Here is a 22,282-nt window from a genome sequence, read left to right as displayed (position 1 = left end):
GGGAAGACCCCCCACCGGGCGGGACCACCCGCGACCTCCGGTGGAGTGCGGCTCGACACCTCGGGAGGATCGGCCGGCGCGCCGCACCACCGCAGGCATGCCACCCGTGGCCTCCCCCGGGAGGGTGGTCCCGGGAACCCGGTCAGTGCGCGGCGATCAGCGCGCGGCCCAGCTCGGTCCCGGACCGGAACGCGCTCTCCACCTTCGGCGGCGCGGACCAGCCGTCGCCGCAGACCCCGATGCCCTCGCTGAGCAGGAACGGTTCCTCCCGCGGCGACCCCGGCCGGGCCATCGCCCACCGGTGGGGGTGCGTCCAGTCCGGGTCCCCGGCCACCCCGAGCACCTGCCGGACGGCGGCGACCACCGCCGGCACCACCCCCGCCGGGTCGTCAAGGTGCCGCGCGGCCAGCTCCGCCGTCGTGTGCGCGACCAGCACCGGGGCGCCGTCGCCGCGCCGGGCGCCGTCGTCGGCCAGCCACGCCAGGTCGGGGTGGTCGTGCACGAAGACGCCGTGCAGGTCGGCCGGCCAGCGCCGGTCGGGCCAGCCGAGGGCGACGGCGACCGCCGGGCGCCAGCCGTCGGCGTCCAGCCGGGCGAGCACCGGTGAGCCGGCGGGCAGCAGCCGGGCCGCCTGCGGGTCGGGCACCGCCAGCACGGCCGCGGCCACCTCGTCGCCGTCCACCGTGGGGATGGCGCCGCCGGTCACCGCCGTCACGGTGCGCTCGGTGACCACCTCCAGGCCCGCGGCCAGGTCGACGACGAGGCTGCGCAGCCCGCCCGCGGTGCCGTAGCGCACCGGCCCGGTGGTGGTGCGCTCGATCCCGCCGGGGCCGGCGACGGCGAACGTGTCGGTCCACGGGTGGGCCAGGCCGCGGCGCACCCAGTCGTCGACCACGGGGCGGAGCGGGGAGTCGTCGCCGGCGGTGAGGTAGGAGGCGCCCAGGTCGACCGGGCGCCCGTGCAGGGTGCGGCCGCCCATCCGCCCGCCGGGCCGGCGACCGCGGTCGAGCACCTGCACCGGCCGGCCCGCCGCGGCGAGGGCCCGGGCGCAGGCGATGCCGGAGATGCCCGCGCCGACGACCAGGGTGCTCAGGGAGTCCACGACGCGATCCTCCGGTGCGCGCGGCCGCCGCGCCCACCGGGGCCTCGCCCGGAGGCCGCCGGACGGCGGCGGGGATGATCGTCGCCGTGCCCTGCGACCCCGTGCTGATCACCGACCCGGCCGACGAGCGGGTGGCCGACTTCCGCGACCTGGTCGCCGGCGACCGCAAGCCCGGTACCGAGCGGGGCACCGGGCCGGTGATCGTGGAGGGCGTGCCGGCGGTCCAGCGGCTGCTCGCCTCGCCCTACCCGGTGCGCAGCGTCTTCGGCATCCCCGGCCGGGTGGCCGACCTGCAGCTGCCCGACGGGATCCCGGCCTACGAGGCCGACCGGTGGGTGCTCTCCGAGGTCATCGGGTTCCGGCTGACCCGGGGGGTGCTCGCCTCGGCCGACCGGCTACCGCCGGCGGACCTGGACGAGCTGCTGGCCGGCCCCGACCCGGCCGCGCCCCGCCGGCTGGCGGTGCTGGAGGGGCTGAACGACCACGAGAACATCGGGTCGATCGCCCGGTCGGCGGTGGCCCTCGGCGTCGACGGCCTGCTGCTGGATCCCACCTGCGCGGACCCGCTGTACCGGCGGTGCGTGCGGGTGTCGATGGGGCATGTGCTGTCGCTGCCGATCGCGGTGCTGGGCGACTGGCCGGCGGACCTGGACCGGCTGCACGACGCCGGTTACCTCACGGTGGCGCTCACCCCCGCGGCCGACGCCGTGGACCTGGGACAGGTCGACGTCACCGCCCACCCGCGCACCGCCGTCCTGCTCGGCGCGGAGGGGCCTGGGCTCACGGACGCGGCGAAGGCCGCCGTCCGGGTGCGCGCCCGGATCCCGATGCGTCCCGGGGTGGACTCCCTCGGCGTGGCCGCGGCGGCGGCGATCACGTTCGCCACGCTGCGCTGATCGGCCGGCCGTGGGGCTGGTCTCCGGGGTTGCGTACCCCTACCGTTCCGCCATGACGTTCTGGGTGGTCACCGGGCTGGTGCTGGCCGTGCTGCTGGGCGGCGCGTGGTGGATGGACCGGCGCACCCGGGCGCGTGGCGCACAGGTGCGGGGCGACGTCTCCGCGGGCCTGCGCCGCGGCTCCGTGCACGGCAACGTGGACGCTTACCGGGGCGCCGACACGCAGGGCCAGCGCGGCGGGATGGGCATCGGCGGGAGCTGACCCGGGACGGTGGCCGAGCGGGCGCCGTCCCGGGTCCGGCTCAGCCGCGCAGGGACAGGCGCGCGAGCTCGGCGCGGGCCTGCTCGGCGAACTGCGGGTTGCACATCACGTCGTAGCGGGCGGCGACCGTCTGGCTGGTGCTGGTGAAGTCGCGCCGGCCGCGGGTGGCCGAGTAGCCCACCGCGGCGAAGACCGCGCCGAACACCAGACCGATCAGCAGACCGGTGAGCACCGAGCCGAACCAGCTGCTGCCGTCGGGCGCGAAGATGCCCAGCAGCAGGCCGACGAACAGACCGAACCAGGCGCCGCTGGCCGCGCCCGCGCCGAGCACCCGCCCCCAGGTCAGCCGGCCGGTGACCTTCTCCACCAACCGCAGGTCACTGCCGATGATCGTCACGTTCTCCACCGGGAACTTCTCGTCGGAGAGGTGATCCACCGCGCGCTGGGCCTTCTGGTAGTCGTCGTAGGACCCCACCTGCACGCCGCCGAGGGGCATCGAGACCGAAGCTGACACGTCTTCCTCCGTTCCGGGTCGGTCCAGTGGGGGCGGAGACCGGAGGATCCGGCCACCCCGCGCGTCCACCGAGGACGACGACCCGTTCCCTACCCGGACGATCCTGGGGAACACCCTGTTCCCTCGGACCGGGCTGCCGGCCCCGGCGCGGTGCCGCCCGGCGTCAGCGGCGCCGGCGGACCCCGAAGACGATGTCCTCCCAGGCGGGGATCCGGGCCCGCGGGTCGTCCTCGTCCTCGAACTCGCGATCGGCGTGGCCGCCGTCCGGGTCGGCCAGCCGGCCGAGCACCACGGTGTCCTGGGTGTCCGGGTCGACCTCGTCGGACGGCGCGGAGGGGGACGGCGCGGCGGGGGACGGCGGGGCGGCACCGGGCGCCGCGTCCGCCGCCGCGGGGGACGCGGAGTCGACCTCGTCGGCGTCCACGGGTGGCTGCTCGTCGGCGACCGGGTCCTCGACCGCGTCGGGCCGCACCACCGAGATGCCGCGGCGGCCGACCGGCGCGGGCGGCAGCCCGGCGGGGACCTCGGGGACGACCCGGACCAGCCGGGTGCCCTCGGCGAAGTCGGTGGTCGCGGCGTCGACCGGGGTGACCGACTTGGCCGGGATCTCGTAGCGCCAGCGGGTGGCCCCGGACTTCTCGCCCGCGCTCCAGTCGGCGCGCACCTGCCAGGAGCCGTCCTCGGTGCGGTGGGCGTCCCAGCGGATCGCGTCGACGTCGGTGCCCAGCAGCCGCAGCCGCTCGGACATGAACTGCTCCAGCGCGACGCCGGGGGTGCCGTCGGACAGCCGGACCCGTGCGTCGCGGGCCTGCTCGGCGACCCGCTCCCGCTCCTGCAGCACCGGGTGGGCGAAGCGCATGATCCGCTCGACCCGGGTGCCGGAGGCCTGCGCGACCTCCTCCGGGGACTCCCCGGCCCGGATGCGGGCCTGGATCACCCGCGGCGGCAGCTGGTCGCCCGGGTCGGGAGAGGCCTGCCCGGTGCGTCGGGAGTCCTCGGTCAGCGCGGCGCGCAGCCGGTCGTCGACGGGCAGCTGGAACCGCTCGCCGTCCTCCGGCGGGGCCGACGCGTCGGGGGTGGGCACCGCGTCGGCGGCCAGCACCAGGTGCTTCCCGTCGTCGGAGAGCGCCACGAGGCGCAGAACGCGCATGAGGGCGACCTCCAGCAGGGTCCGGTGCGGCTCCGCCGGGAGCGGGCCAGGGGTCACGCTATCGGCCGCCCGGGCGACCCGCGCCGCGGACACGCCCGCTTCGGCGCGTCGGCTCGACAGCGGGGGTCGCCGCACCCTCGACGGAGCGCGAGGGTGCGGTCGCAGCCTGCCGACGGCTCGACAAGAATGGCGGCTTCGGCGTTCGCCGAGCCCCGGTCGGGTCATGTGCAGGAAACACCCGCGGGGGATGGTGGTCAGACGGACGGCGCGGTGCGGCGCCTCCGCGAGGAGCGGAAGGGGAGCACGTGTGCGGCATCTCCGGTGAGGTCCGGTTCGACGGCGGCGTGGCCGACATGGCGGCGGTGGCCGCGATGTGCGACCAGCTGCAGCGGCGGGGGCCGGACGGCTCGGGCGGCTGGCAGGCCGGCCCGGTCGCGCTGGGCCACCGGCGGCTGAAGATCATCGACCTGACCGACGCCGGATCGCAGCCGATGGTGGACGCCGAGCTCGGGCTGACGATGGTCTTCAACGGGATCATCTACAACTACAAGGAGCTGCGCGCCGAGCTGCAGGCCGCCGGCTACCGGTTCTTCTCCACCTCCGACACGGAGGTCGTGCTCAAGGCCTACCACCGCTGGGGCCGCAACTGCGTCGAGCGGTTCCTCGGCATGTTCGCCTTCGTCGTCGTCGAGCGGGACACCGGGCGCGTGGTGATGGCGCGGGACCGCTTCGGGATCAAGCCGCTGTACCTGAGCCGGGGGCCGGGCCGGCTGCGGTTCGCTTCCTCGCTGCCCGCGCTGGTCCGCGCCGGTGGGGTGGACACCACGATCGACCCGGTGGCGCTGCACCACTACATGTCCTTCCACGCCGTCGTCCCCGCACCGCGCACGATCCTCGCCGGGGTCGGCAAGCTGCCGCCGGCGACCGTGCGCACCTACGCACCCGACGGCACCGAGACCGACTGGGAGTACTGGCGCCCGGTGCACCAGCGGCGTCCCGAGCTCGCCGGGCTGCACCCCGTCGAGTGGCAGGAGCGGGTGCTCGAGTCGCTGCGGGTCGCCGTCCGGCGGCGGATGGTCGCCGACGTCCCGGTCGGGGTGCTGCTCTCCGGCGGGATCGACTCCAGCCTGGTCGTCGGCCTGCTCGCCGAGGAGGGGCAGAAGGGGCTGGCCACCTTCTCCATCGGCTTCGAGGCGGTGGGCGAGCGCTCCGGCGACGAGTTCGTCTACTCCGACGTCGTCGCGAAGACCTTCGAGACCGACCACCACCGGCTGATGATCCCCAGCGCCGACGTGCACGCCGGGCTCGACGGGGCGATCGCGGCGATGAGCGAACCGCAGGTCAGCCACGACGCCGTCGCGTTCTACCTGCTCTCGCAGCAGGTGAGCCAGCACGTGAAGGTGGTGCAGAGCGGCCAGGGCGCCGACGAGGTGATGGCCGGCTACGACTGGTACCCACCGCTGGCCGACGTCCCGGCCGACCAGGCCGTCGAGGCCTACACCCGGCACTTCGTCGACCAGCCGCACAGCCGGTTGGCCCAGGCGCTGTCCCCGCAGTGGCTCACCGCGGACGACGTCAGCCGGCAGCTGGTCGCCGAGCACTTCGCCCGGCCGGGTGCGGACACGGCGCTGGACAAGGCGCTGCGGCTGGACTCCACGGTCATGCTGGTCGACGACCCGGTCAAGCGCGTGGACAACATGACGATGGCCTGGGGCCTGGAGGCCCGCGTGCCGTTCCTGGACCACGAGTTCGCCGAGCTCGCCGCCGCCGTCCCGCCGGAGCTGAAGCTCGCCCACGGCGGGAAGGGCGTGCTCAAGGACGCCGCCCGGAAGGTGATCCCGGCCGACGTCATCGACCGGCCCAAGGGCTACTTCCCGGTGCCGGCGATCATCGACCTGCACGGTGACTACCTGGAGACGGTGCGCGCGGCACTGCAGGCACCGGAGGCGCGGGAGCGGGGCCTGTTCCGCCCCGAGCACGTCGAGCGGCTGCTCGCCGACCCGAACGGCCACCGCACCACGCTGGGCGCCAACCAGCTGTGGCAGGTGGGTCTGCTGGAGCTGTGGTTGCAGCGGCACGGGATCCGCTGACCGGCGTGTGACGGACCTCGCGGCGTGGTGGGGAAGGCCGTGCCGCTGGCGTCTGCTCCACTCTCCCGAGGCCCCTCGCCGTCCGGCGCCGTCCGCCGACGGCGCCCCCGACCGATCTCGAGACGAGGAGATGCCATGACCGACGTGCTGCGCCGGACCGGCCTCTCCACCGCCGTCCGGCTCGCGATCGCCGAGATCGCCGCCGCCCCCGGGGCCTGGACCCCGGCGCTCGCGCCGACGGGTGACCGGATCGCCTACGTGAGCGACCGCTCCGGGGTGCCCCGGCTCGAGGTGGCCGCGCTCGACCAGCACACCCCGCCGGCGGTGCTGTCCGGCGCGGGCGAGGAGGTCGTGTCGGTCGCCTGGTCGCCGGACGGCGAGTGGCTGGCCTACCTGGTCAGCCCCGGCGGCTCCATCTGCGCCGAGCTGTGGGCGGTGCGCCCGGACGGCACCGACCGGCACCTCGTCGCCGGGCAGGACCCGCGCGCCACCGTGTTCGCCGGCGGCTGGACGCTCCAGCCGGGCCACTACGTCTGCTCGATCGCCCCGGGCGACGGTCCGGACGCCGACGTGGTGCTGGTCGACGTCGTCAGCGGGGCGCACCGCACGCTGGCCCGCGGCGGGTTCCTCGCGGTCACCGCCGTCGCGGCCGACGAGCGGACCGTGCTGGCCCGTCGCGGCCCGCGCGGGCACCGGCACGTGGTCACCGTCGACGTCGCCACTGGCGTGCAGCGACGGGTCATCCCGCTGGGCGCGCCGGGCGGTACGGCCAGCGAGGACGGCCGGTTCGCCCTCGACGGCGCGGCGGTCTTCCTGCGTGCCGCGCTCCCGGCCCGACCGGGCCTGCCCGGCAGCGACCGGACGGCGCTGCTGCGCGTGCCGCTGCACGGGGAGGACCGCATCCCCGGGGAGGCGGAGGTGCTCATCGCCCGGCCCGACGCCGACCTGGACGCCTACGCCGTCCGCCTCGACGGCACGGTGATCTGCGTGTGGAACGTCGCCGGCGTCACCCAGCTGGAGATCCGCCGGGTCGCCGACGGCGGGCTGGTCCGGTCGGTCCCGCTGCCCCAGCCGGTCATGCCCGGCTGGTCGCTGGCGGCCGACGGGCGGACCCTGCTGGCCGAGCTGACCGGCCCGACGGCGCCCCGCGCGCTGTACCGGGTGTCCCTGGACGGGGACGGCTCCCCGGCCGGCGGGGCCGTGCCGGCCCCGCTGCCCTCCACCCCCCGCCGGCCGGACCCCCGCCTGCTGGTCACCCCGGTGCGCTGCGAGTACCGGTCCGCCGACGGCACCGAGCTCGACGGCTGGCTGTACACCCCGCGGGGCGTGCGGGGACCCAACCGCACCGTGGTCAGCTTCCACGGCGGCCCGGAGGGGCAGGAGCGGCCGGCGTTCTCCCCGCTCGCCCAGTCGCTGGTCGCCGCCGGGTTCACCGTGTTCGCGCCGAACGTGCGCGGGTCGGGGGGCCGCGGGCACGCCTTCATGGCCGCCGACGACCTGCACGCCCGCGAGGCGTCCTTCGCCGACGTGCCGGCCACCGTCGAGCACCTGGTCGCCGGTGGCATCGCGCTGCCCGGGCAGCTCGGGGCCCACGGGTGGTCCTACGGCGGCTTCCTGACCCTGGTCGCGCTGACCCGCTGGCCGGACCTGTTCGCCGCCGGTGTGACGCTGGCCGGGATGAGCGACCTGCGCACCTTCTTCGCCGCGACCGAGCCGTGGATGGCGGCGGCGTCGGTCACCGAGTACGGCGACCCGGTCGCCGACCGGGAGATGCTCGCCGCGATCTCGCCGATGACGCGGCTGGACCGGCTCCGCGCTCCGGTGCTGCTGACCCACGGCGACCGGGACACCAACGTGCCGGTGCTGGAGTCGGTGCAGGCCCACCAGGCGCTCGCGGCGCGTGGCGCCACCGCCGAGCTGCTCCTCTTCCGGGGGGAAGGTCACACGATCGTGGGGCGGGACAACGTGCTGCACCTGTCGGAGCGGGTGGCCGAGTGGTTCGATCGCTGGCTGTGAGCCAGCAGCCGGTCGGCCCCCCGGTCGACCCCCCAGGACACGGCCGGCGATGAGCGAGACGGCCGGCGTCTTCGCGCGCTACCCCGGCTCCACCGCGGACGAGGCGGTCGACGCCTCCGGCCGGGTGCGCCCGGAGTGGTCCCCGGTGGCGCGGGTGCTGGACGAGCTGGGCAGCGCCGGGATCGCCGCCACCGCGGGCGCGGTGGCCCGGGAACGCGGGCTGCGTGGCGTGGTGCTGGGCAGCTGGCTCGACGGGCGGCTCACCGAACGCCCGCTGCCGCTGTGCCCGGTGCCGCGGCTGCTCCCCGCCGCCGACTGGGCGCACCTCGCCCGCGGGGTCGAGCAGCGGGCCCGCGCGCTGAACGCCTTCCTCGCCGACGTCTACCGGCCGGCCGGCCGGCGCCGCAGCGACCCGGACACCGGCCCGGAGGTGGTGCGCGCCGGGGTGGTGCCCGCCCGGTTGGTCACCGCGAGCCCCGGCCACCGCCCCGAGGCCGTCGGCCTGGGCACCCCGACCCGGGTGCGGGCCACCGTGGTGGCCTGCGACATGGTGCAGGGGCCCGACGGCTGGGTCGTGCTCGCCGACGACCTGCGGATGCCGGTCGGCATCGGTTACGCGCTGGCCAACCGGGACAGCGGGCGGGCCGCGCTGCCCGGGCTCTACGCCGCCGCCGAGGCGCGGGGGCTGGCCGACCCCGCCGAGGCCGTGGCGCTGCTGCGGGCGGCCCTGACCGAGGCGGCCCCGCCCGCCTGCAGCGGCACCCCCCGGCTGGCGGTGCTCAGCGACGGGCCGGGCAGCAGCAGCTGGTTCGAGCACCGGCTGCTCGCCGAGGCGATGGGCGTGCCGCTGGCCACCCCGGACACCCTGTGGGCCACGCCGGCCGGCGGGGTCGCCGTCCAGGTGCGCGGCGAGCGGCTGCCGGTCGACGTGCTGTACCGGCGGGTCGAGGAGAGCGAGCTCGCCGGGCACCTGACCGCCGGGGGCCCGCCGCTGGGGGCGCTGCTCGGGCCGGCGGTGCGCGCCGGCCGGCTGACGCTGGCCAACGTGCCGGGCAACGGCGTCGCCGACGACCCGGCCCTGCAGCGGTACGTGCCCGAGCTCATCCGCTTCTACCTGGCCGAGGAGCCGGTGCTGGCCGGCGTGCCCACCTGGTCGCTCGCCGAGGACGCGCACCTGGCCGAGGTCCGCGACCGGCTGCACGAGCTGGTCGTGGTCCCGGTCGACGGCTACGGCGGGCAGGGCGTGGTGCACGGGCCGCGGTGCTCGGCGGCCGAGCTGGCCGAACTGCACGCCGAGGTGGTCGCCGCACCGCACCGGTTCGTCGTCCGGGAGCCCGTCGGCCCCTCCACGGTGCCCACCGCCGTCGACGGGGTGGTCCGGCCGCGGCGCGCGGGCCTGCGGGTGTTCGCCGTCGCCGGCCGCAGCACCCAGGTGCTCCCCGCCCCGCTCAGCCGCGTGGCGGCCGACGAGGACGCCCTGCTGGCCGACGAGGACGCCGGCAGCAAGGACACCTGGGTGCTGCCCAGGTGACCGGCTGGAACGGCCCGGCCGCAGGGGCCCGCGACGTGCGGAGCGCGTCGCGGGGAGCGGTCGGGTCCTTCGTCTACAGCCGGCCGACGACGTGGTCGATGCAGGCGGTCAGCGCGCTGACGTCGTCCGGGTCGACCGCCGGGAACATGCCCACCCGCAGCTGGTTGCGGCCCAGCTTCCGGTAGGGCTCGACGTCGACCACGCCGTGCGCCCGCAGCGTCTTCGCGATCAGGGCGGCGTCGATCGACTCGTCGAAGTCGACCGTGCCCACCACGTAGGAGCGGTGCTCGGGGTCCGCGACGAACGGCGTGGTGTAGGCCGTCTTCTCCGCCCACCCGTAGAGCCGGCTGGAGGACTCCTGGCTGCGCCCGACCGCCCCGGACAGGCCGCCCAGGCCGAGCATCCACTCGATCTGGTCGGCCAGCAGGAAGAGCGTGGCGACCGCCGGGGTGTTGTACGTCTGGTCCTTGCCGGAGTTGTCCACCGCGATGGACAGGTCCAGGAAACCGGGGATCCAGCGGTCCGAGGCCTTGATCTCCGCGATCCGCTCCAGCGCCGCGGCCGACATCAGCGCGATCCACAGCCCGCCGTCGCTGGCGAAGGACTTCTGCGGGGCGAAGTAGTAGACGTCGGACTGCTGGACGTCGACCGGCAGACCACCGGCGCCGGAGGTCGCGTCGATGAGCACCAGCGCGTCGTCGTCGGCCCCGGCCGGGCGGAGCACCGGCGCCATCACGCCGGTGGAGGTCTCGTTGTGCGCCCAGCCGTAGACGTCGACGCCGGCCTCGGCGACGGGCAGCGCGAGCGAGCCCGGGTCGGCCTTGGCGATCGTCGGGCCGTCGAGGAAGGGAGCCTCGGCGACCCCGGAAGCGAACTTCGCGGAGAACTCGCCGTAGCTGCCGTGCGCGCTCTTGCGGCGTACCAGCCCGATGGTCGCGGCGTCCCAGAACGCCGTCGTCCCACCGTTGCCGAGCACCACCTGGTAGCCGTCGGGCAGGTCGAACAGCTGGGTGAGGCCCTCCCGCACCCGCTTGACCAGGCCCTTGACCGGGGCCTGCCGGTGGGAGGTGCCCATCAGGCCGGCGCCGACGGTGGCCAGCGCCTGCAGCGCATCGGGCCGGACCTTGGAGGGCCCGCAGCCGAAGCGGCCGTCCTTCGGCAGCAGGTCGGTCGGGATGGTGATGCTCATGCTCGTCGTCCTCCGGTCGGTCGCGCGCGGCCCCGCTGCAGGGGCCCGTCGCGAGCCTGCGAGTGGTGGGGGGCAGTGGGTTCTTCTACGACTGGATGGTGTCCCAGCCCTCGACGTCCTGCGGCTTGCGCGGGTCCGGACCGACGTAGCGGGCCGAGGGGCGCACCAGCCGGCCGGTGTTCTTCTGTTCCAGGATGTGCGCGCACCAGCCCGCGGTGCGCGCGCAGGTGAACATCGAGGTGAACATGTGGCTGGGCACCTCGGCGAAGTCGAGCACGATCGCCGCCCAGAACTCGACGTTGGTCTCGATCGGCCGGTCCGGACGCCGCTCGCGCAGCTCCGTCAGCGCGGCCTGCTCCAGGGCGCGGGCGGCCTCGAAGCGCGGGGCACCCAGCTCCTCGGCGGTGCGGCGCAGCACCCGGGCGCGCGGGTCCTCGGCCCGGTAGACCCGGTGGCCGAACCCCATCAGCCGTTCCTTGCGGTCGAGCAGGTCCTTGACGTAGGCCTCCGCGTTCCCGGACTGCTCGACCCCGTCGAGCATGTGCAGCACCCGCGAGGGGGCGCCGCCGTGCAGCGGGCCGGACATCGCACCGATCGCGCCGGACAGCGACGCGGCGACGTCGGCACCGGTGGAGGCGATCACCCGCGCGGTGAAGGTGGAGGCGTTCATGCCGTGCTCGGCCGCCGACGTCCAGTACGCGTCGACGGCGGCGACGTGCCGCGGGTCGGGCTCGCCGCGCCAGCGGACCATGAACCGCTCGACGATCGACGAGGCCTCGTCGACCCGCTTCTGCGGCACGGCCGGGACACCGATGCCGCGGGCGGACTGGGCGACGTAGGACAGCGCCATGACCGCGGCGCGGGCCAGCTCGTCGCGCGCCTCCTCGGCGGAGATGTCCAGCAGTGGGCGGTAGCCCCAGATCGGGGTGAGCATCGCCAGCGCGGCCTGCACGTCGACCCGGACGTCGCCGGTGTGCACCGGGATCGGGAACGGCTCGGCCGGCGGCAGCCCCGGCCCGAACGCCCCGTCGACCAGCAGCGCCCACACGTGGCCGAAGGTCACCTGGCCGACCAGGTCCTCGATGTCCACGCCGCGGTACCGCAGCGCCCCGCCGTCCTTGTCCGGCTCGGCGATCGTGGTCTCGAAGGCGGTGACGCCTTCCAGGCCGGGGACGAAGTCGTCAGCCATCTCGCATGCTCCCTTGCGCGCGGGTGGGGGTGGACGCCGGTGCAGGTCGGTCCACAACCTAGGCCGTGCCGGGTGCCGGTGGTGCAGCCGGGCACCCGGCCGCCCAGCGGTGCGCGGTGCAACGGTGACAGCATGGAGGGGTGCCCGACCTGATCAGCATGCGCAGGGACTACGACGGCCAGGGGCTCTCCGAGGAGACCGTGGCCCCCACCTGGGTCGAGCAGTTCGACCGCTGGTTCGCCGATGCGGTCGCCGCCGAGCTGCCCGAGCCCAACGCCATGGTGGTCGCCACCGCGGACGCCGACGGCGCGCCCGACGCGCGGATCGTGCTGATGAAGGGCTACGACGCCGGCGGGTTCGTCTTCGGCACCAACTACGCCTCGGCCAAGGGGGCGCAGCTGGCGGTCAACCCGCGCGTCGCCGTGGTCTTCCCCTGGCACGTGCAGCAGCGGCAGGTGCGGGTGACCGGCACCGTCGAGCGGATCGGGGACACCGCCTCCGACGCGCTGTGGGACGCCCGCCCGCACGGTGCGCAGCTGGCCGCCGTGGCCTCGGTGCAGTCGACCGTCGTCGACTCCCGGGACGAGCTGGTCGACCGGATGCGGCTGCTGGACGCCGAGACCGGGCCGGGGCCGGTGCCGCGACCGCCGAGCTGGGGCGGCTACCGGGTGGTGCCCTCGCGGGTGGAGTTCTGGCAGGGCGGGCACGACCGGCTGCACGACCGGCTGGTCTTCGTGCGGGACGACGAGGAAGGCGGCGGCTGGGTCCTGCAGCGCCTGGCCCCGTGAAGGACCCCGCTGCCCCCGGGGACGAACCTCGCCGAAGTGGCCACTCCGGCGAAACGGGCGAACCGGCGCTGACGCCGGTCGACCCGGTCGAGGGCGGGCTGGGGGTCGAGGAGCCGACGCCGGTGCCGCGCCGCCGGGGCTGGGCCCTGGACACCACCCCGCTGCGCAACCGCGCCTACCGCCGGTTGTTCGGCGGGGTCGCGGTCACCATGCTCGGCCAACAGATGACGCTGGTCGCCGTCCCGTACCAGGTGTACGACCTGACCGGTTCGTCGCTGATGGTCGGGCTGACGTCGGTGGTCGCGCTGGTGCCGCTGGTGGTCTTCGGCCTGCTGGGCGGCGCGATCGCCGACGCGATGGACCGCCGCCGGCTGATGGTGATCACCTCGATCGGCGCCGCGGTGACCAGTGCGCTGCTGGCGGTGCAGGCACTGCTGCCCGGCCCCGGGGAGCTCTGGGTGCTGTGGGTGCTGGCCGCCGCCGTGTCGGCGTTCGCCGCGGTCAACCAGCCCGCCCGCAGCGCCGTCATCCCGGCCCTGGTCGGTGCCGACGGCGTCGCCGCGGCCAACGCGCTGGCGATGACGGTGCGCCAGGCCGGGGTGATCGTCGGGCCGCTGCTGGCCGGGCTGCTCATCGGCCTGGGCGACCTGTCGGTGCTCTACACGGTCGACGCGCTGGGCTTCGTCGCGGCGGTGCTGCTGCTGCGGGGGCTGCCGTCGCTGCCGCCGCAGGGGGTGTCCGGCCCGCTGCGGCTGGGGGCCGCGGTGCGCGGCGTGGGGGAGGGGTTCGCGTTCCTCCGCACCCAGCCGGTGCTGCTGATGACGTTCGTCGTCGACGTGATCGCGATGCTGTTCGCCTGGCCGCAGGCGGTGTTCCCGGAGCTGTCGCAGACCACCTACGCCGGCGACGCCAACAGCCTGGGCTGGCTGTTCGCCGGGGTGTCGATCGGCTCGCTGCTGATGGGGCTCACCTCGGGCTGGGTGAGCCGGGTCGACCGGCAGGGCGCCGTGGTGCTGGCGGCGATCGCGGTCTGGGGCGTGGCGATCATCGGCTTCGGGCTGGCCTCCACGCTGTGGCTGGCGGTGCTCTGCCTGGCCGTCGCGGGCGCCGGGGACATGGTCAGCGCGGTGCTGCGCTCCGCGATGCTGCAGACCGCGGCGCCGGACGAGATGCGCGGGCGGATGCAGGGCGTGTTCATCGTCGTGGTCGCCGGCGGCCCGCGGCTGGGCGACCTGCGCGCCGGCGTCATGGCCAGCAGCGTCGGGGTGACCGCGGCGATGGTCTCCGGCGGCGTCGTCATCGTCGTCGCGATGGCCGTGGTCGCGGTCGCCGTCCCGTCGTTCTGGCTCTTCCGGGCCTCGCGCGCGGACGAGGTCGCGGCGCGGGCCCGCGCCAGCATCGCAGAGCGCGCCGACGACTGATCCCCGGCGGGGCTTGCGCGGGGGCGCAGCGGGTAGCGAGGGTGGATGGCGCTCCCGCGGGTCCTCGTCCTCGTCCTCGCCGGTGGCAAGGGCAGCCGACTCGAACTTCTCACCGAGACCCGGGCCAAGCCCGCCGTCCCGTTCGCCGGGGTCTACCGGCTCATCGACTTCCCGCTGTCCAACTGCGAGCACTCGCAGATCCCGGACGTGTGGGTGTCCGAGCAGTACCAGCCGCAGTCGGTGAACGAGCACCTGGCCGGCGGCCGCCCGTGGGACCTGGACCGCAGCACCGGCGGGCTGATGATGCTGCCGCCGTTCCAGGGCAGCGAGCGGGGCGGCTTCACCATGGGCACCGCCGACGGGCTGTGGCGGCAGGCCGAGCTCATCCGGCAGTTCGCCGCCGATGCGCTCGTGGTGGTCAGCTCCGACGCGGTCTACAAGCTCGACTACCGCGCCGTCGTCGACGCCCACCTGGGCTCCGGCGCCGAGGTGACCATGGTGACCACCGAGGTCGCCGCCGACGACGCCTCCCGCTACGGCATCGTCCAGGCGGCGGACGACGGGAAGGTCACCGACTACGCCTACAAGCCCGACCAGCCGGCCACGACGACGGCCACCAACGAGGTCTTCGTCTTCTCCCCGGACGAGACCCTCGATCGGCTCGAGGCGATCCAGGACCAGGTCGGCGACGACGGGCTGGAGGACCTGGGCACCCACCTGCTGCCCGCGCAGACGAGGGACGGGCTGGCCCGGGCGTACCCGCTGAACGGCTACTGGCGGGACGTGGGCACCATCGAGTCCTACTGGGAGGCGCACCGGGAGTTCCGCTGCGAGGAGCCGCCGATCGACCTGGACGAGGCCGGCTGGCCCATCCACACCCGCGGCGGCCGGCACAGTGCCGCGCGGCTGCTGAGCGGTGCAGTGGTCGAGGACAGCCTCGTCTCCGGGGGCACCCGGGTGGCCGGGGAGGTGCGCGGCTCGGTGCTGTCGCCCGGGGTGATCGTCGAACCGGGGGCGACCGTCGTCGACTCGGTGCTGCTGCCCGGCGTGCGGGTCCGCGCGGGCGCCACCGTGACCCGCGCCGTGCTGGACGACGACGTCGTGGTGGGGCAGCGGGCCACGGTCGGTGGCGACGGCGGGATCACCCTGGTCGGCCGGCAGGCGCACGTGCAGGACGGCGCCGAGCTGACCGCCGGCACCCGGTACCCCGAGCCCGAGCGCGCCTGACCCCTCTTCTCGCCAAAGTGGCCACTTCGGCGAGAAGAGGGGTCAGGCGAGGGCGGTGGCGACCACGCGCAGGTCGGTGACGAGCGCGTCGTAGGCGGCCTGCCGGCCCTCGTCCGGGGTGCGCAGGACGGCAGAGGGGTGGGTGGTCGCGATGACCCAGGTCTGGTGCGGGGCGTCCTCGTCCTGATCGGCCTCGGGCAGCTGCTCGGTCCCGGGCAGCGTCCAGGGCAGGAGCTGCCCGTGCTCGCGGGTGATCCGGAACGATGGTGAGATCAGCGCCTTCGCCGCGACTGCGCCCAGGCAGACGACGACCTCCGGCTGCAGCACGGCGAGCTCCGCCTCCAGCCACGGCCGGCAGGCGGCCAGGTGCTCCGCTCCCGGCGACTGGTGGATCCGGCGCTTGGGGGTGGGCGTGAACCGGAAGTGCTTGACGCTGTTGGTGACGTAGGCGTCGCGCCGGTCGATCCCCGCCTCGACCAGCGCCTTGTCCAGCAGCCGGCCGGCCGGGCCGACGAACGGCTCGCCCTTCCGGTCCTCGGAGTCGCCGGGCTGCTCGCCGACGAGGACGACGCGGGCGGTCTCCGGCCCCTCGCCGAACACGGTCTGGGTGGCGGGCTCCCACAGCTCGCAGGCCCGGCAGCCCGCGGCGGCCTCCCGCAGCCCGGCCAGGCCGACGCCGGCGGGCGGCTGCGCAGGGTGGTTCTCGCTGCTCATGTCCCGATGACACCCGATGTGGTGCTGTCCCGCAGCGTGGGACGTCGCTACGGTCGCGGGCGGTTGGGGAACGCACCCAGCTGTTCACTTGACGGAACGGAAAGTCATCCGCCACTCTTTCCGCGACGGAAAGTCAGCCTGGGCGGGATGCGCCGGGGACACGACGAGGACCGGAGGGGCAGTGCTCGAGATCGACGGCCTGGTCAAGGCCTACGGCGAGAACCAGGTGCTCAAGGGGGTGAGCTTCGCCGTCGCGCCCGGCCAGATGTTCGGCTTCTGCGGCTCCAACGGTGCCGGCAAGACCACCACGATGCGCATCGCCATGGGCCTGGCCCGGGCCGACGCCGGGGAGGTGCGCTGGAACGGCTCCCCGGTCGACGAGGCGATGCGCCGCCGGATCGGCTACATGCCCGAGGAGCGCGGCCTCTACCCGAAGATGAAGGTGCGCGAGCAGCTCGCCTACTTCGCCCGGTTGCACGGCATGGACGCCGGCCCCGCCGGCCGCGCGGCCGGCGAGTGGGCCACGCGCCTCGGCCTGGGGGAGCGGCTGGGCGACCCGGTGGAGAAGCTGTCACTGGGCAACCAGCAGCGGGTGCAGCTGGCCGCCGCCCTGGTCAGCGAGCCCGAGGTGCTGATCCTCGACGAGCCGTTCTCGGGGCTGGACCCGGTCGGCGTCGACTCGCTCGCCGAGGCCCTGCTCGACCAGTGCCGCCGCGGCGTCCCCGTCGTCTTCTCCAGCCACCAGCTGGACCTCGTCGAGCGGCTGTGCGACGCCGTCGGCATCCTGGCCCGTGGCTCGATGGTCGCCACCGGCACGGTCGCCGAGCTGCGCTCCTCGGCCCAGGGCCGCCAGCTGCGCGTCGTCGTCCCCGACGCCCCGGCCGGCTGGGCCGCCGGCCTCCCCGGCGTCCGGGTGGTCTCCGAGAGCCGCGGTGACACGGTGCTGGAGCTGGCGCCCGACGCCGACGACCAGCAGGTGCTGCACACCGCGGTCGCCACCGGCCGGGTGAACCACTTCGCCTGGCGCGAACCCACCCTGGTCGAGCTGTTCCGCGACGCGGTCAGCACCCCCGCGCCCCCCGTGGCGGTGGCGGCGTGAGCGCCCCGGCACGGCCCGAGATCCGCCGGCAGAGCCCGGCGGCGCTGGTCCGCCTGGTCGCCGCCCGCGAGGTCTCGACCCGGATCCGCGACAAGAACTTCCTGATCGGCTCCGCCGTCCTGATCGTGCTGATCGTCGGCATGCTGGTGTTCCAGGTGGTGATCAACAGCGGCACGGACGAGACGCGGATCGGCGTCGTCGGCGGCGACCCGGCGGTCACCGCGGCCCTGGAGTCCCAGGGTGAGGCGCTGGGCACCGAGGTCACCGTCGTCGAGTTCGACGACGAGGCCGCGGCCCGGGCGGCGGTGGCGGACGAGGACGTCGACGGTGCCCTGCTGAGCCCGTCGGGGCAGCAGCCCGAGCTGCTGGTCGACAGCGGGGGTGAGGACACCCGCAGCCTCGTGCAGGGCGCCCTGGGCAACCTGGCGATGGCCACCCAGCTCGACCAGGCCGGGGTGCAGCTGCAGCCGGCTCCGGAGGTCGAGCTGGTCTCGCTGGACGCCGACGCCGACGACCGGCTGGCCGCGACGATCGTCGCGCTGGTCGGCGTGGTCGTCCTCTACAGCCTGATCATCCTGTTCGGGCAGTTCGTGGCCCAGGGCGTGGTCGAGGAGAAGTCCAGCCGGGTGGTCGAGCTGCTGCTGGCCACCATGCGGCCCTGGCAGCTGCTCGCCGGCAAGGTGATCGGGCTGGGGCTGCTGGGCCTGGCGCAGATCCTGCTCGTGGCGGTGATCGGCGTGGTCGGGGCGCTGGCCTTCGACGTCGTCGCGCTGCCCGGTGACGTCATCGGGCCGGTGGTCACCGTGATCGCCTGGTTCGTGCTCGGCTACGCCTTCTACGCCTCGGTGTTCGCCGCGGCCGCCTCGCTGGTCAGCCGGCAGGAGGACCTCGGCACGGTGATCACCCCGACGACGATCCTGCTGGTGGCCGGCTTCGTCATCGCCATCCAGGCCGCCCAGGACCCGGCCAGCACGCTGGCCACGGTCACGTCGTTCGTGCCGGGGCTCTCGCCGATGGTGATGCCGGTGCGGATGGCCGCCGGGGAGGCGGCGTGGTGGGAGGTCGCCGTCGCCGTCGTGCTGATGCTGCTGGCGATCGCCGCGGTGGTGCGGATCGGCGGCCGCATCTACTCCGGCGCGCTGCTGCGCACCAGCGGCAAGGTCAGCATGCGCGAGGCGCTCAAGTCCGAGCGCGTCTGACGCCCGGGCCCCCGGCGGCGCGGCCGTCGGGGGCTCAGGCCTGGCGCAGGTCGGTGAGCGGGCCGCGGTAGGGGTACGCGGCCGGGCCGGTCACCCCGGGCCGGGCGGTGAACAGCCGCCCGGCCTCCGGCTGCGCGGTGCGGGCGGCGTAGTCCAGCCCGTGCGCGGAGGTGCTGATCACCAGCAGGTCGCGCTCCGGTCCGGCGAAGCAGCAGCTGGTCACGTTCTCGGTGGGGACGTCGACCACGGCCAGCAGCTCACCGGACGGCGACCAGCGGCGTACCGCGTGCCCGCCCCACATCGCGGTCCACACGCAGCCCTCGTCGTCGACGACCAGCCCGTCGGCGACGCCGACCGACCCGTCGAACCGCAGGAACTCCCGCCGCCCCGACAGCTGGCCGCTGGCCAGGTCGTAGTCGAAGGCCCACACGACGGAGTCCCCGGAGTCCGACAGGTAGGCGGTCCGGTCGTCGGGCGACCAGCCCAGGCCGTTGGAGATGGTGAGCCCGGGCAGCACCAGCGTGACCGTGCCGTCGAGGTCGATCCGGTAGAGCCGCCCGGCGCCCGGCGACTCGTCGAAGGCCATCGTGCCGGCGAAGAACCGCCCGGCCCGGTCGCAGGCGCCGTCGTTCATCCGGGTGCCCGGTCGTCCGTCCGCGGAGCCCTGCGTCGTCCCGCCCTCGCTGCGCAGCTCCAGCAGCACCCGCGCCTCGCCGTCGGGGGAGAGGTGGGTGAACCCGCCGCCGGCGCCCAGCAGCCAGCCGCCCCCGGCGGCCGGGACGACGACGCCGACGGTGTCCCCGCCCCGGTGCGCCGTCAGCTCACGGACGGTGCCGTCGGCGTCGACCCGGCCACGGCGGACCAGCCCGGCGGTGATGTCGACCCAGAGCAGCTCTCCGCGGTCGGCGTCCCAGATGGGGCCCTCGCCGTGCTCGGCGGGCGTCGGGTCGGCAGGCTCGGTGGGCAGTGCGGTCATGCCGTGATCCTGCCCCGTCACGGGCCGGACACACCCGGCCCGGATACTCCTCACGTGTCCGAAGCCACTGTCGACGTCGCCTACCTCCGCACCCCCGGGGGCCAGGCCGTGCCCGACGACCGCACCGACGACCTCCAGCTCCGCGACGACATCCGGCTGCTCGGCCGGGTGCTCGGCGAGGTGATCGCCGAGCAGGCCGGCCCGGAGGTGCTCGAGCTGGTCGAGTCCACCCGCGTGGAGGCGTTCGAGATCCGGCGCGACGAGCGGGACCGCTCCCAGCTCGCCGAGCGCCTCGCCGGGCTCGACCCGCGCAGCGCCAACCACGTCGTCCGGGCGTTCAGCCACTTCTCGCTGCTGGCCAACATCGCCGAGGACGTGCACCACGAGCGGCGCCGTCGGCACCACCGGCGCGAGGGCTCCCCGCCGCAGAAGGGCAGCCTGGCCGCGTCGCTGCAGCTGCTCGACGAGGCCGGCCTGGACGGCGGCACGGTCGCGCGCGAGCTGGCCGGCGCCCTGGTCGTCCCGGTGGTCACCGCGCACCCGACCGAGACCCGCCGGCGCACCATCTCCCAGGTCCAGCGGCAGGTCAGCGAGCTGATCCGGCAGCGCAGCCAGGAGACCGGGGACGCCGACGACCCGGCGTGGTCGGCCCGGCTGTCCCGCCAGGTGCTCACCCTCTGGCAGACGGCGCTGCTGCGGCTGAGCCGGCTGCGGCTGGCCGACGAGATCGACGAGGCGCTGCGCTACTACGAGCTGTCGCTGTTCGACGTCGTCCCGGCGATCAACACCGAGCTGCGCCAGGCCCTGCGCGAGCGGTGGCCCGACGCCGACCTGCTGCGCGAGCCGATGCTGCAGCCGGGCTCCTGGATCGGCGGGGACCGCGACGGCAACCCGTTCGTCACCGCCGACGCCGTCCGCCGGGCCACCACCCGGCAGGCGGCGACGGCCCTGGAGCACCACCTGGCCGAGCTGATCGCGCTGGGCGCCGAGCTGTCGATGTCCGACCGGCTGGTCCGCCCCACGGCGGAGGTCTACGCGCTGGCCGACGCCGCGCGCGACGAGTCCCCGTTCCGCGCCGACGAGCCCTACCGGCGGGCGCTGCGGGGCATGCACGCACGCCTGGCGGCGACCGCCCGGCGGGTGCTCGGCTCGGTGCCGGGCCAGCCGCCGGAGATCGAGCTGCGGCCCTACGACGCGCCCGAGGAGCTGCTGGCCGACCTGACGACCCTGGACACGTCGCTGCGCAGCCACGGCGCGGGGGCGCTGGCCGACGATCGGCTGGCCCGGCTGCGCGACGCGGTGGAGGTCTTCGGCTTCCACCTGTGCGGGCTGGACATGCGGCAGAACTCCTCGGTGCACGAGGAGGTGCTCGGCGAGCTGCTGGCGTGGGCGGGGGTCTGCGAGGACTACACCGCGCTGGACGAGGCGGCCCGGGTCGAGCTGCTCACCAGGGAGCTGCGGATGCGCCGGCCGCTGGTGCGCCGGGACGCCGACCTGTCGGAGCTGGCCCGCGGTGAGCTGGACCTGCTGGTCGCCGCCGCCGAGCAGGTCGCGCTGCTGGGCCCGCGCACCATCCCGAACTACGTGATCAGCATGTGCGAGTCGGTCAGCGACGTGCTGGAGGTCGCCGTCCTGCTCAAGGAGGTCGGCCTGCTCGACCCGGACGGCGACGACGGTCCGCGCTGCCCGATCGGCATCTCCCCGCTGTTCGAGACGATCGACGACCTGCAGGCCGCCGGCGCCACCCTCACCGCGATGCTCGACCAGCCGCTGTACCGGGCGCTGGTCGCCAACCGGGGTGACCAGCAGGAGGTCATGCTCGGCTACTCCGACAGCAACAAGGACGGCGGCTACCTGGCCGCCAACTGGGCGTTGTACCGGGCCGAGCTGGAGCTGGTCGAGGTGGCCCGGGCCAACGGCATCCGGCTGCGGCTGTTCCACGGCCGCGGCGGCACGGTGGGCCGCGGCGGCGGCCCCAGCTACGAGGCGATCAAGGCCCAGCCGCCGGGCTCGGTCGCCGGCCAGCTGCGGATCACCGAGCAGGGGGAGGTCATCGCCGCCAAGTACTCCACCCCCGACCTCGCCCGCCGCAACCTGGAGGCGCTGGTCGCGGCGACCCTGGAGTCGACGCTGCTGGACACCGAGGGCCTGGACGCGGACGCGGAGGAGACCTACGCGCTCCTCGGCGACCTCGCCGAGCGGGCCCGCCGGGCCTACAGCGCGCTGGTCCACGAGACCCCGGGCTTCGTCGAGTGGTTCCGCGCGGCCACCCCGATCCGGGAGCTGTCCGAGCTGAACATCGGCAGCCGCCCGCCATCCCGCAAGGCCGGCGACAAGATCACCGACCTGCGGGCGATCCCGTGGGTGTTCAGCTGGTCGCAGACGCGGATCATGCTGCCCGGCTGGTACGGCACCGGCTCGGCGCTGGAGTCCTGGGTCGACGGGGACGGTCCGGACGGGCGCGAGGAGCGCCTGGCGCGGCTACAGGACCTGCACCGGCGCTGGCCGTTCTTCCGCACCGTGCTGTCGAACATGGGCATGGTGCTGGCCAAGACCGACCTGGAGCTGGCTGCCCGGTACGCCTCGCTGGTGCCCGACCCGGAGCTGCGCGAGCTGGTGTTCGGGCAGATCACCGCCGAGCACGAGCGCACCGTGCGGATGCTGCTGGCCATCACCGGCGACGACCACCTGCTGGCCGACAACCCGTCGCTGGCCCGGTCGATCCGCAACCGGTTCCCCTACCTGGAGCCGCTGCACCACCTGCAGGTGGAGATGCTGCGCCGCCGCCGGGCCGGCGACGACGACGACCTGGTGCGCCGCTGCATCCAGCTGGCGATCAACGGCGTCGCCACCGCCCTGCGCAACTCGGGGTGACGTGCGCTGAGGGCGGGTTCCGTGCCGGGAACCCGCCCTCAGCGC

18 protein-coding genes are annotated in these 22,282 nt (G+C 75.2%); 11 read left to right on the top strand and 7 right to left on the bottom strand.

The window, feature by feature from the left end; genetic code table 11:
* Positions 1-142: 142 nt before the first annotated feature.
* The gene (locus ACI79U_RS17365) at positions 143-1,102 is read right to left on the bottom strand and encodes an NAD(P)/FAD-dependent oxidoreductase (RefSeq protein WP_457070936.1); all 960 of its coding nucleotides are present in this window, start codon (positions 1,100-1,102) and stop codon (positions 143-145) included.
* A 14-nt stretch (positions 1,103-1,116) separates the two neighbouring features.
* Here ACI79U_RS17365 and ACI79U_RS17360 point away from each other — a divergent pair, with 14 nt between their 5' ends.
* Both ACI79U_RS17360 and ACI79U_RS17355 read left to right on the top strand, forming a co-directional pair.
* Positions 1,117-1,998, top strand: a complete 882-nt coding sequence (locus ACI79U_RS17360) for a TrmH family RNA methyltransferase (protein ID WP_457070934.1) — start codon at positions 1,117-1,119, stop codon at positions 1,996-1,998.
* 52 nt (positions 1,999-2,050) lie between these two features.
* Positions 2,051-2,260 (top strand): hypothetical protein, encoded by a 210-nt coding sequence (locus ACI79U_RS17355; RefSeq protein ID WP_457070932.1) that lies wholly within the window; start codon positions 2,051-2,053, stop codon positions 2,258-2,260.
* A gap of 40 nt (positions 2,261-2,300) precedes the next feature.
* Here the strand turns inward: ACI79U_RS17355 and ACI79U_RS17350 are convergent, their stop codons facing one another.
* Both ACI79U_RS17350 and sepH read right to left on the bottom strand, forming a co-directional pair.
* On the bottom strand, positions 2,301-2,774 hold the full coding sequence (locus ACI79U_RS17350) for a general stress protein (RefSeq protein WP_457070931.1): 474 nt from the start codon (positions 2,772-2,774) through the stop codon (positions 2,301-2,303).
* Positions 2,775-2,937: 163 nt separating this feature from the next.
* Positions 2,938-3,924, bottom strand: a complete 987-nt coding sequence (gene sepH / locus ACI79U_RS17345; RefSeq protein ID WP_457070929.1) for a septation protein SepH — start codon at positions 3,922-3,924, stop codon at positions 2,938-2,940.
* Between the two features lie 305 nt (positions 3,925-4,229).
* On the opposite strand from sepH, the gene ACI79U_RS17340 reads away from it, so the two are divergent.
* The 3 genes from ACI79U_RS17340 (at position 4,230) to ACI79U_RS17330 (ending at position 9,561) form a co-directional block, all read left to right on the top strand.
* Positions 4,230-6,014 (top strand): N-acetylglutaminylglutamine amidotransferase, encoded by a 1,785-nt coding sequence (locus tag ACI79U_RS17340; RefSeq protein WP_457070927.1) that lies wholly within the window; start codon positions 4,230-4,232, stop codon positions 6,012-6,014.
* A 135-nt stretch (positions 6,015-6,149) separates the two neighbouring features.
* Entirely contained in the window at positions 6,150-8,030 is a 1,881-nt protein-coding gene (locus ACI79U_RS17335; RefSeq protein WP_457070925.1) for a S9 family peptidase, read from the top strand.
* Between the two features lie 49 nt (positions 8,031-8,079).
* Positions 8,080-9,561: a circularly permuted type 2 ATP-grasp protein gene (locus tag ACI79U_RS17330; protein WP_457070923.1), complete on the top strand. Its 1,482-nt coding sequence runs from the start codon at positions 8,080-8,082 to the stop codon at positions 9,559-9,561.
* Positions 9,562-9,634: 73 nt separating this feature from the next.
* Here the strand turns inward: ACI79U_RS17330 and serC are convergent, their stop codons facing one another.
* A complete protein-coding gene (gene serC / locus ACI79U_RS17325) occupies positions 9,635-10,750 on the bottom strand; it encodes a phosphoserine transaminase (RefSeq protein WP_457070921.1) in 1,116 nt (371 codons plus the stop codon).
* An 85-nt stretch (positions 10,751-10,835) separates the two neighbouring features.
* Positions 10,836-11,939 carry a citrate synthase 2 gene (locus ACI79U_RS17320; RefSeq protein WP_457070918.1) on the bottom strand — a complete coding sequence of 368 codons (1,104 nt, stop codon included), beginning with the start codon at positions 11,937-11,939 and terminating at the stop codon, positions 10,836-10,838.
* A 140-nt stretch (positions 11,940-12,079) separates the two neighbouring features.
* On the opposite strand from ACI79U_RS17320, the gene pdxH reads away from it, so the two are divergent.
* Genes pdxH through ACI79U_RS17305 form a run of 3 tightly spaced genes read left to right on the top strand, consistent with a single transcriptional unit; the run spans position 12,080 to position 15,375 of the window.
* Entirely contained in the window at positions 12,080-12,727 is a 648-nt protein-coding gene (pdxH, locus tag ACI79U_RS17315; RefSeq protein WP_457070915.1) for a pyridoxamine 5'-phosphate oxidase, read from the top strand.
* Positions 12,724-14,148 (top strand): MFS transporter, encoded by a 1,425-nt coding sequence (locus tag ACI79U_RS17310; protein ID WP_457070912.1) that lies wholly within the window; start codon positions 12,724-12,726, stop codon positions 14,146-14,148. Before pdxH ends, ACI79U_RS17310 begins: the two co-directional genes overlap by 4 nt.
* Before the next feature lie 45 nt (positions 14,149-14,193).
* A complete protein-coding gene (locus ACI79U_RS17305) occupies positions 14,194-15,375 on the top strand; it encodes a glucose-1-phosphate adenylyltransferase family protein (RefSeq protein WP_457070909.1) in 1,182 nt (393 codons plus the stop codon).
* A gap of 42 nt (positions 15,376-15,417) precedes the next feature.
* Here ACI79U_RS17305 and ACI79U_RS17300 read toward each other — a convergent pair whose 3' ends face one another.
* Positions 15,418-16,089, bottom strand: a complete 672-nt coding sequence (locus tag ACI79U_RS17300) for a UdgX family uracil-DNA binding protein (protein ID WP_457070906.1) — start codon at positions 16,087-16,089, stop codon at positions 15,418-15,420.
* A 181-nt stretch (positions 16,090-16,270) separates the two neighbouring features.
* On the opposite strand from ACI79U_RS17300, the gene ACI79U_RS17295 reads away from it, so the two are divergent.
* Together ACI79U_RS17295 and ACI79U_RS17290 are read left to right on the top strand one after the other, a co-directional pair.
* Complete coding sequence (locus ACI79U_RS17295) at positions 16,271-17,188, top strand: ABC transporter ATP-binding protein (RefSeq protein WP_457070903.1); 918 nt, start codon at positions 16,271-16,273, stop codon at positions 17,186-17,188.
* Positions 17,185-18,387, top strand: coding sequence for an ABC transporter permease (locus ACI79U_RS17290; protein ID WP_457070901.1), 1,203 nt, complete (start codon positions 17,185-17,187; stop codon positions 18,385-18,387). Before ACI79U_RS17295 ends, ACI79U_RS17290 begins: the two co-directional genes overlap by 4 nt.
* Positions 18,388-18,421: 34 nt before the next feature.
* On the opposite strand, the gene ACI79U_RS17285 is transcribed toward ACI79U_RS17290, so the two are convergent.
* The gene (locus ACI79U_RS17285; RefSeq protein WP_457070898.1) at positions 18,422-19,363 is read right to left on the bottom strand and encodes an SMP-30/gluconolactonase/LRE family protein; all 942 of its coding nucleotides are present in this window, start codon (positions 19,361-19,363) and stop codon (positions 18,422-18,424) included.
* Positions 19,364-19,417: 54 nt separating this feature from the next.
* Between ACI79U_RS17285 and ppc the strand changes: the two genes are divergently transcribed.
* Positions 19,418-22,237 carry a phosphoenolpyruvate carboxylase gene (gene ppc, locus ACI79U_RS17280; RefSeq protein WP_457070895.1) on the top strand — a complete coding sequence of 940 codons (2,820 nt, stop codon included), beginning with the start codon at positions 19,418-19,420 and terminating at the stop codon, positions 22,235-22,237.
* Positions 22,238-22,282 lie beyond the last annotated feature (45 nt).

The organism is Modestobacter sp. SYSU DS0904, from assembly GCF_054051115.1.
Note: the sequence above shows the minus strand (reverse complement) of the source record. Positions and strands in the feature narration are given on the sequence as shown.

Coding starts and splice junctions, on each gene's coding strand:
- ACI79U_RS17355 (WP_457070932.1), top strand. CDS start 2,051: ATGACGTTCTGGGTGGTCACCGGGCTGGTGCTGGCCGTGCTGCTGGGC.
- sepH (WP_457070929.1), bottom strand. CDS start 3,924: ATGCGCGTTCTGCGCCTCGTGGCGCTCTCCGACGACGGGAAGCACCTG.
- ACI79U_RS17335 (WP_457070925.1), top strand. CDS start 6,150: ATGACCGACGTGCTGCGCCGGACCGGCCTCTCCACCGCCGTCCGGCTC.
- ACI79U_RS17330 (WP_457070923.1), top strand. CDS start 8,080: ATGAGCGAGACGGCCGGCGTCTTCGCGCGCTACCCCGGCTCCACCGCG.
- serC (WP_457070921.1), bottom strand. CDS start 10,750: ATGAGCATCACCATCCCGACCGACCTGCTGCCGAAGGACGGCCGCTTC.
- ACI79U_RS17320 (WP_457070918.1), bottom strand. CDS start 11,939: ATGGCTGACGACTTCGTCCCCGGCCTGGAAGGCGTCACCGCCTTCGAG.
- ACI79U_RS17305 (WP_457070909.1), top strand. CDS start 14,194: ATGGCGCTCCCGCGGGTCCTCGTCCTCGTCCTCGCCGGTGGCAAGGGC.
- ACI79U_RS17300 (WP_457070906.1), bottom strand. CDS start 16,089: ATGAGCAGCGAGAACCACCCTGCGCAGCCGCCCGCCGGCGTCGGCCTG.
- ACI79U_RS17285 (WP_457070898.1), bottom strand. CDS start 19,363: ATGACCGCACTGCCCACCGAGCCTGCCGACCCGACGCCCGCCGAGCAC.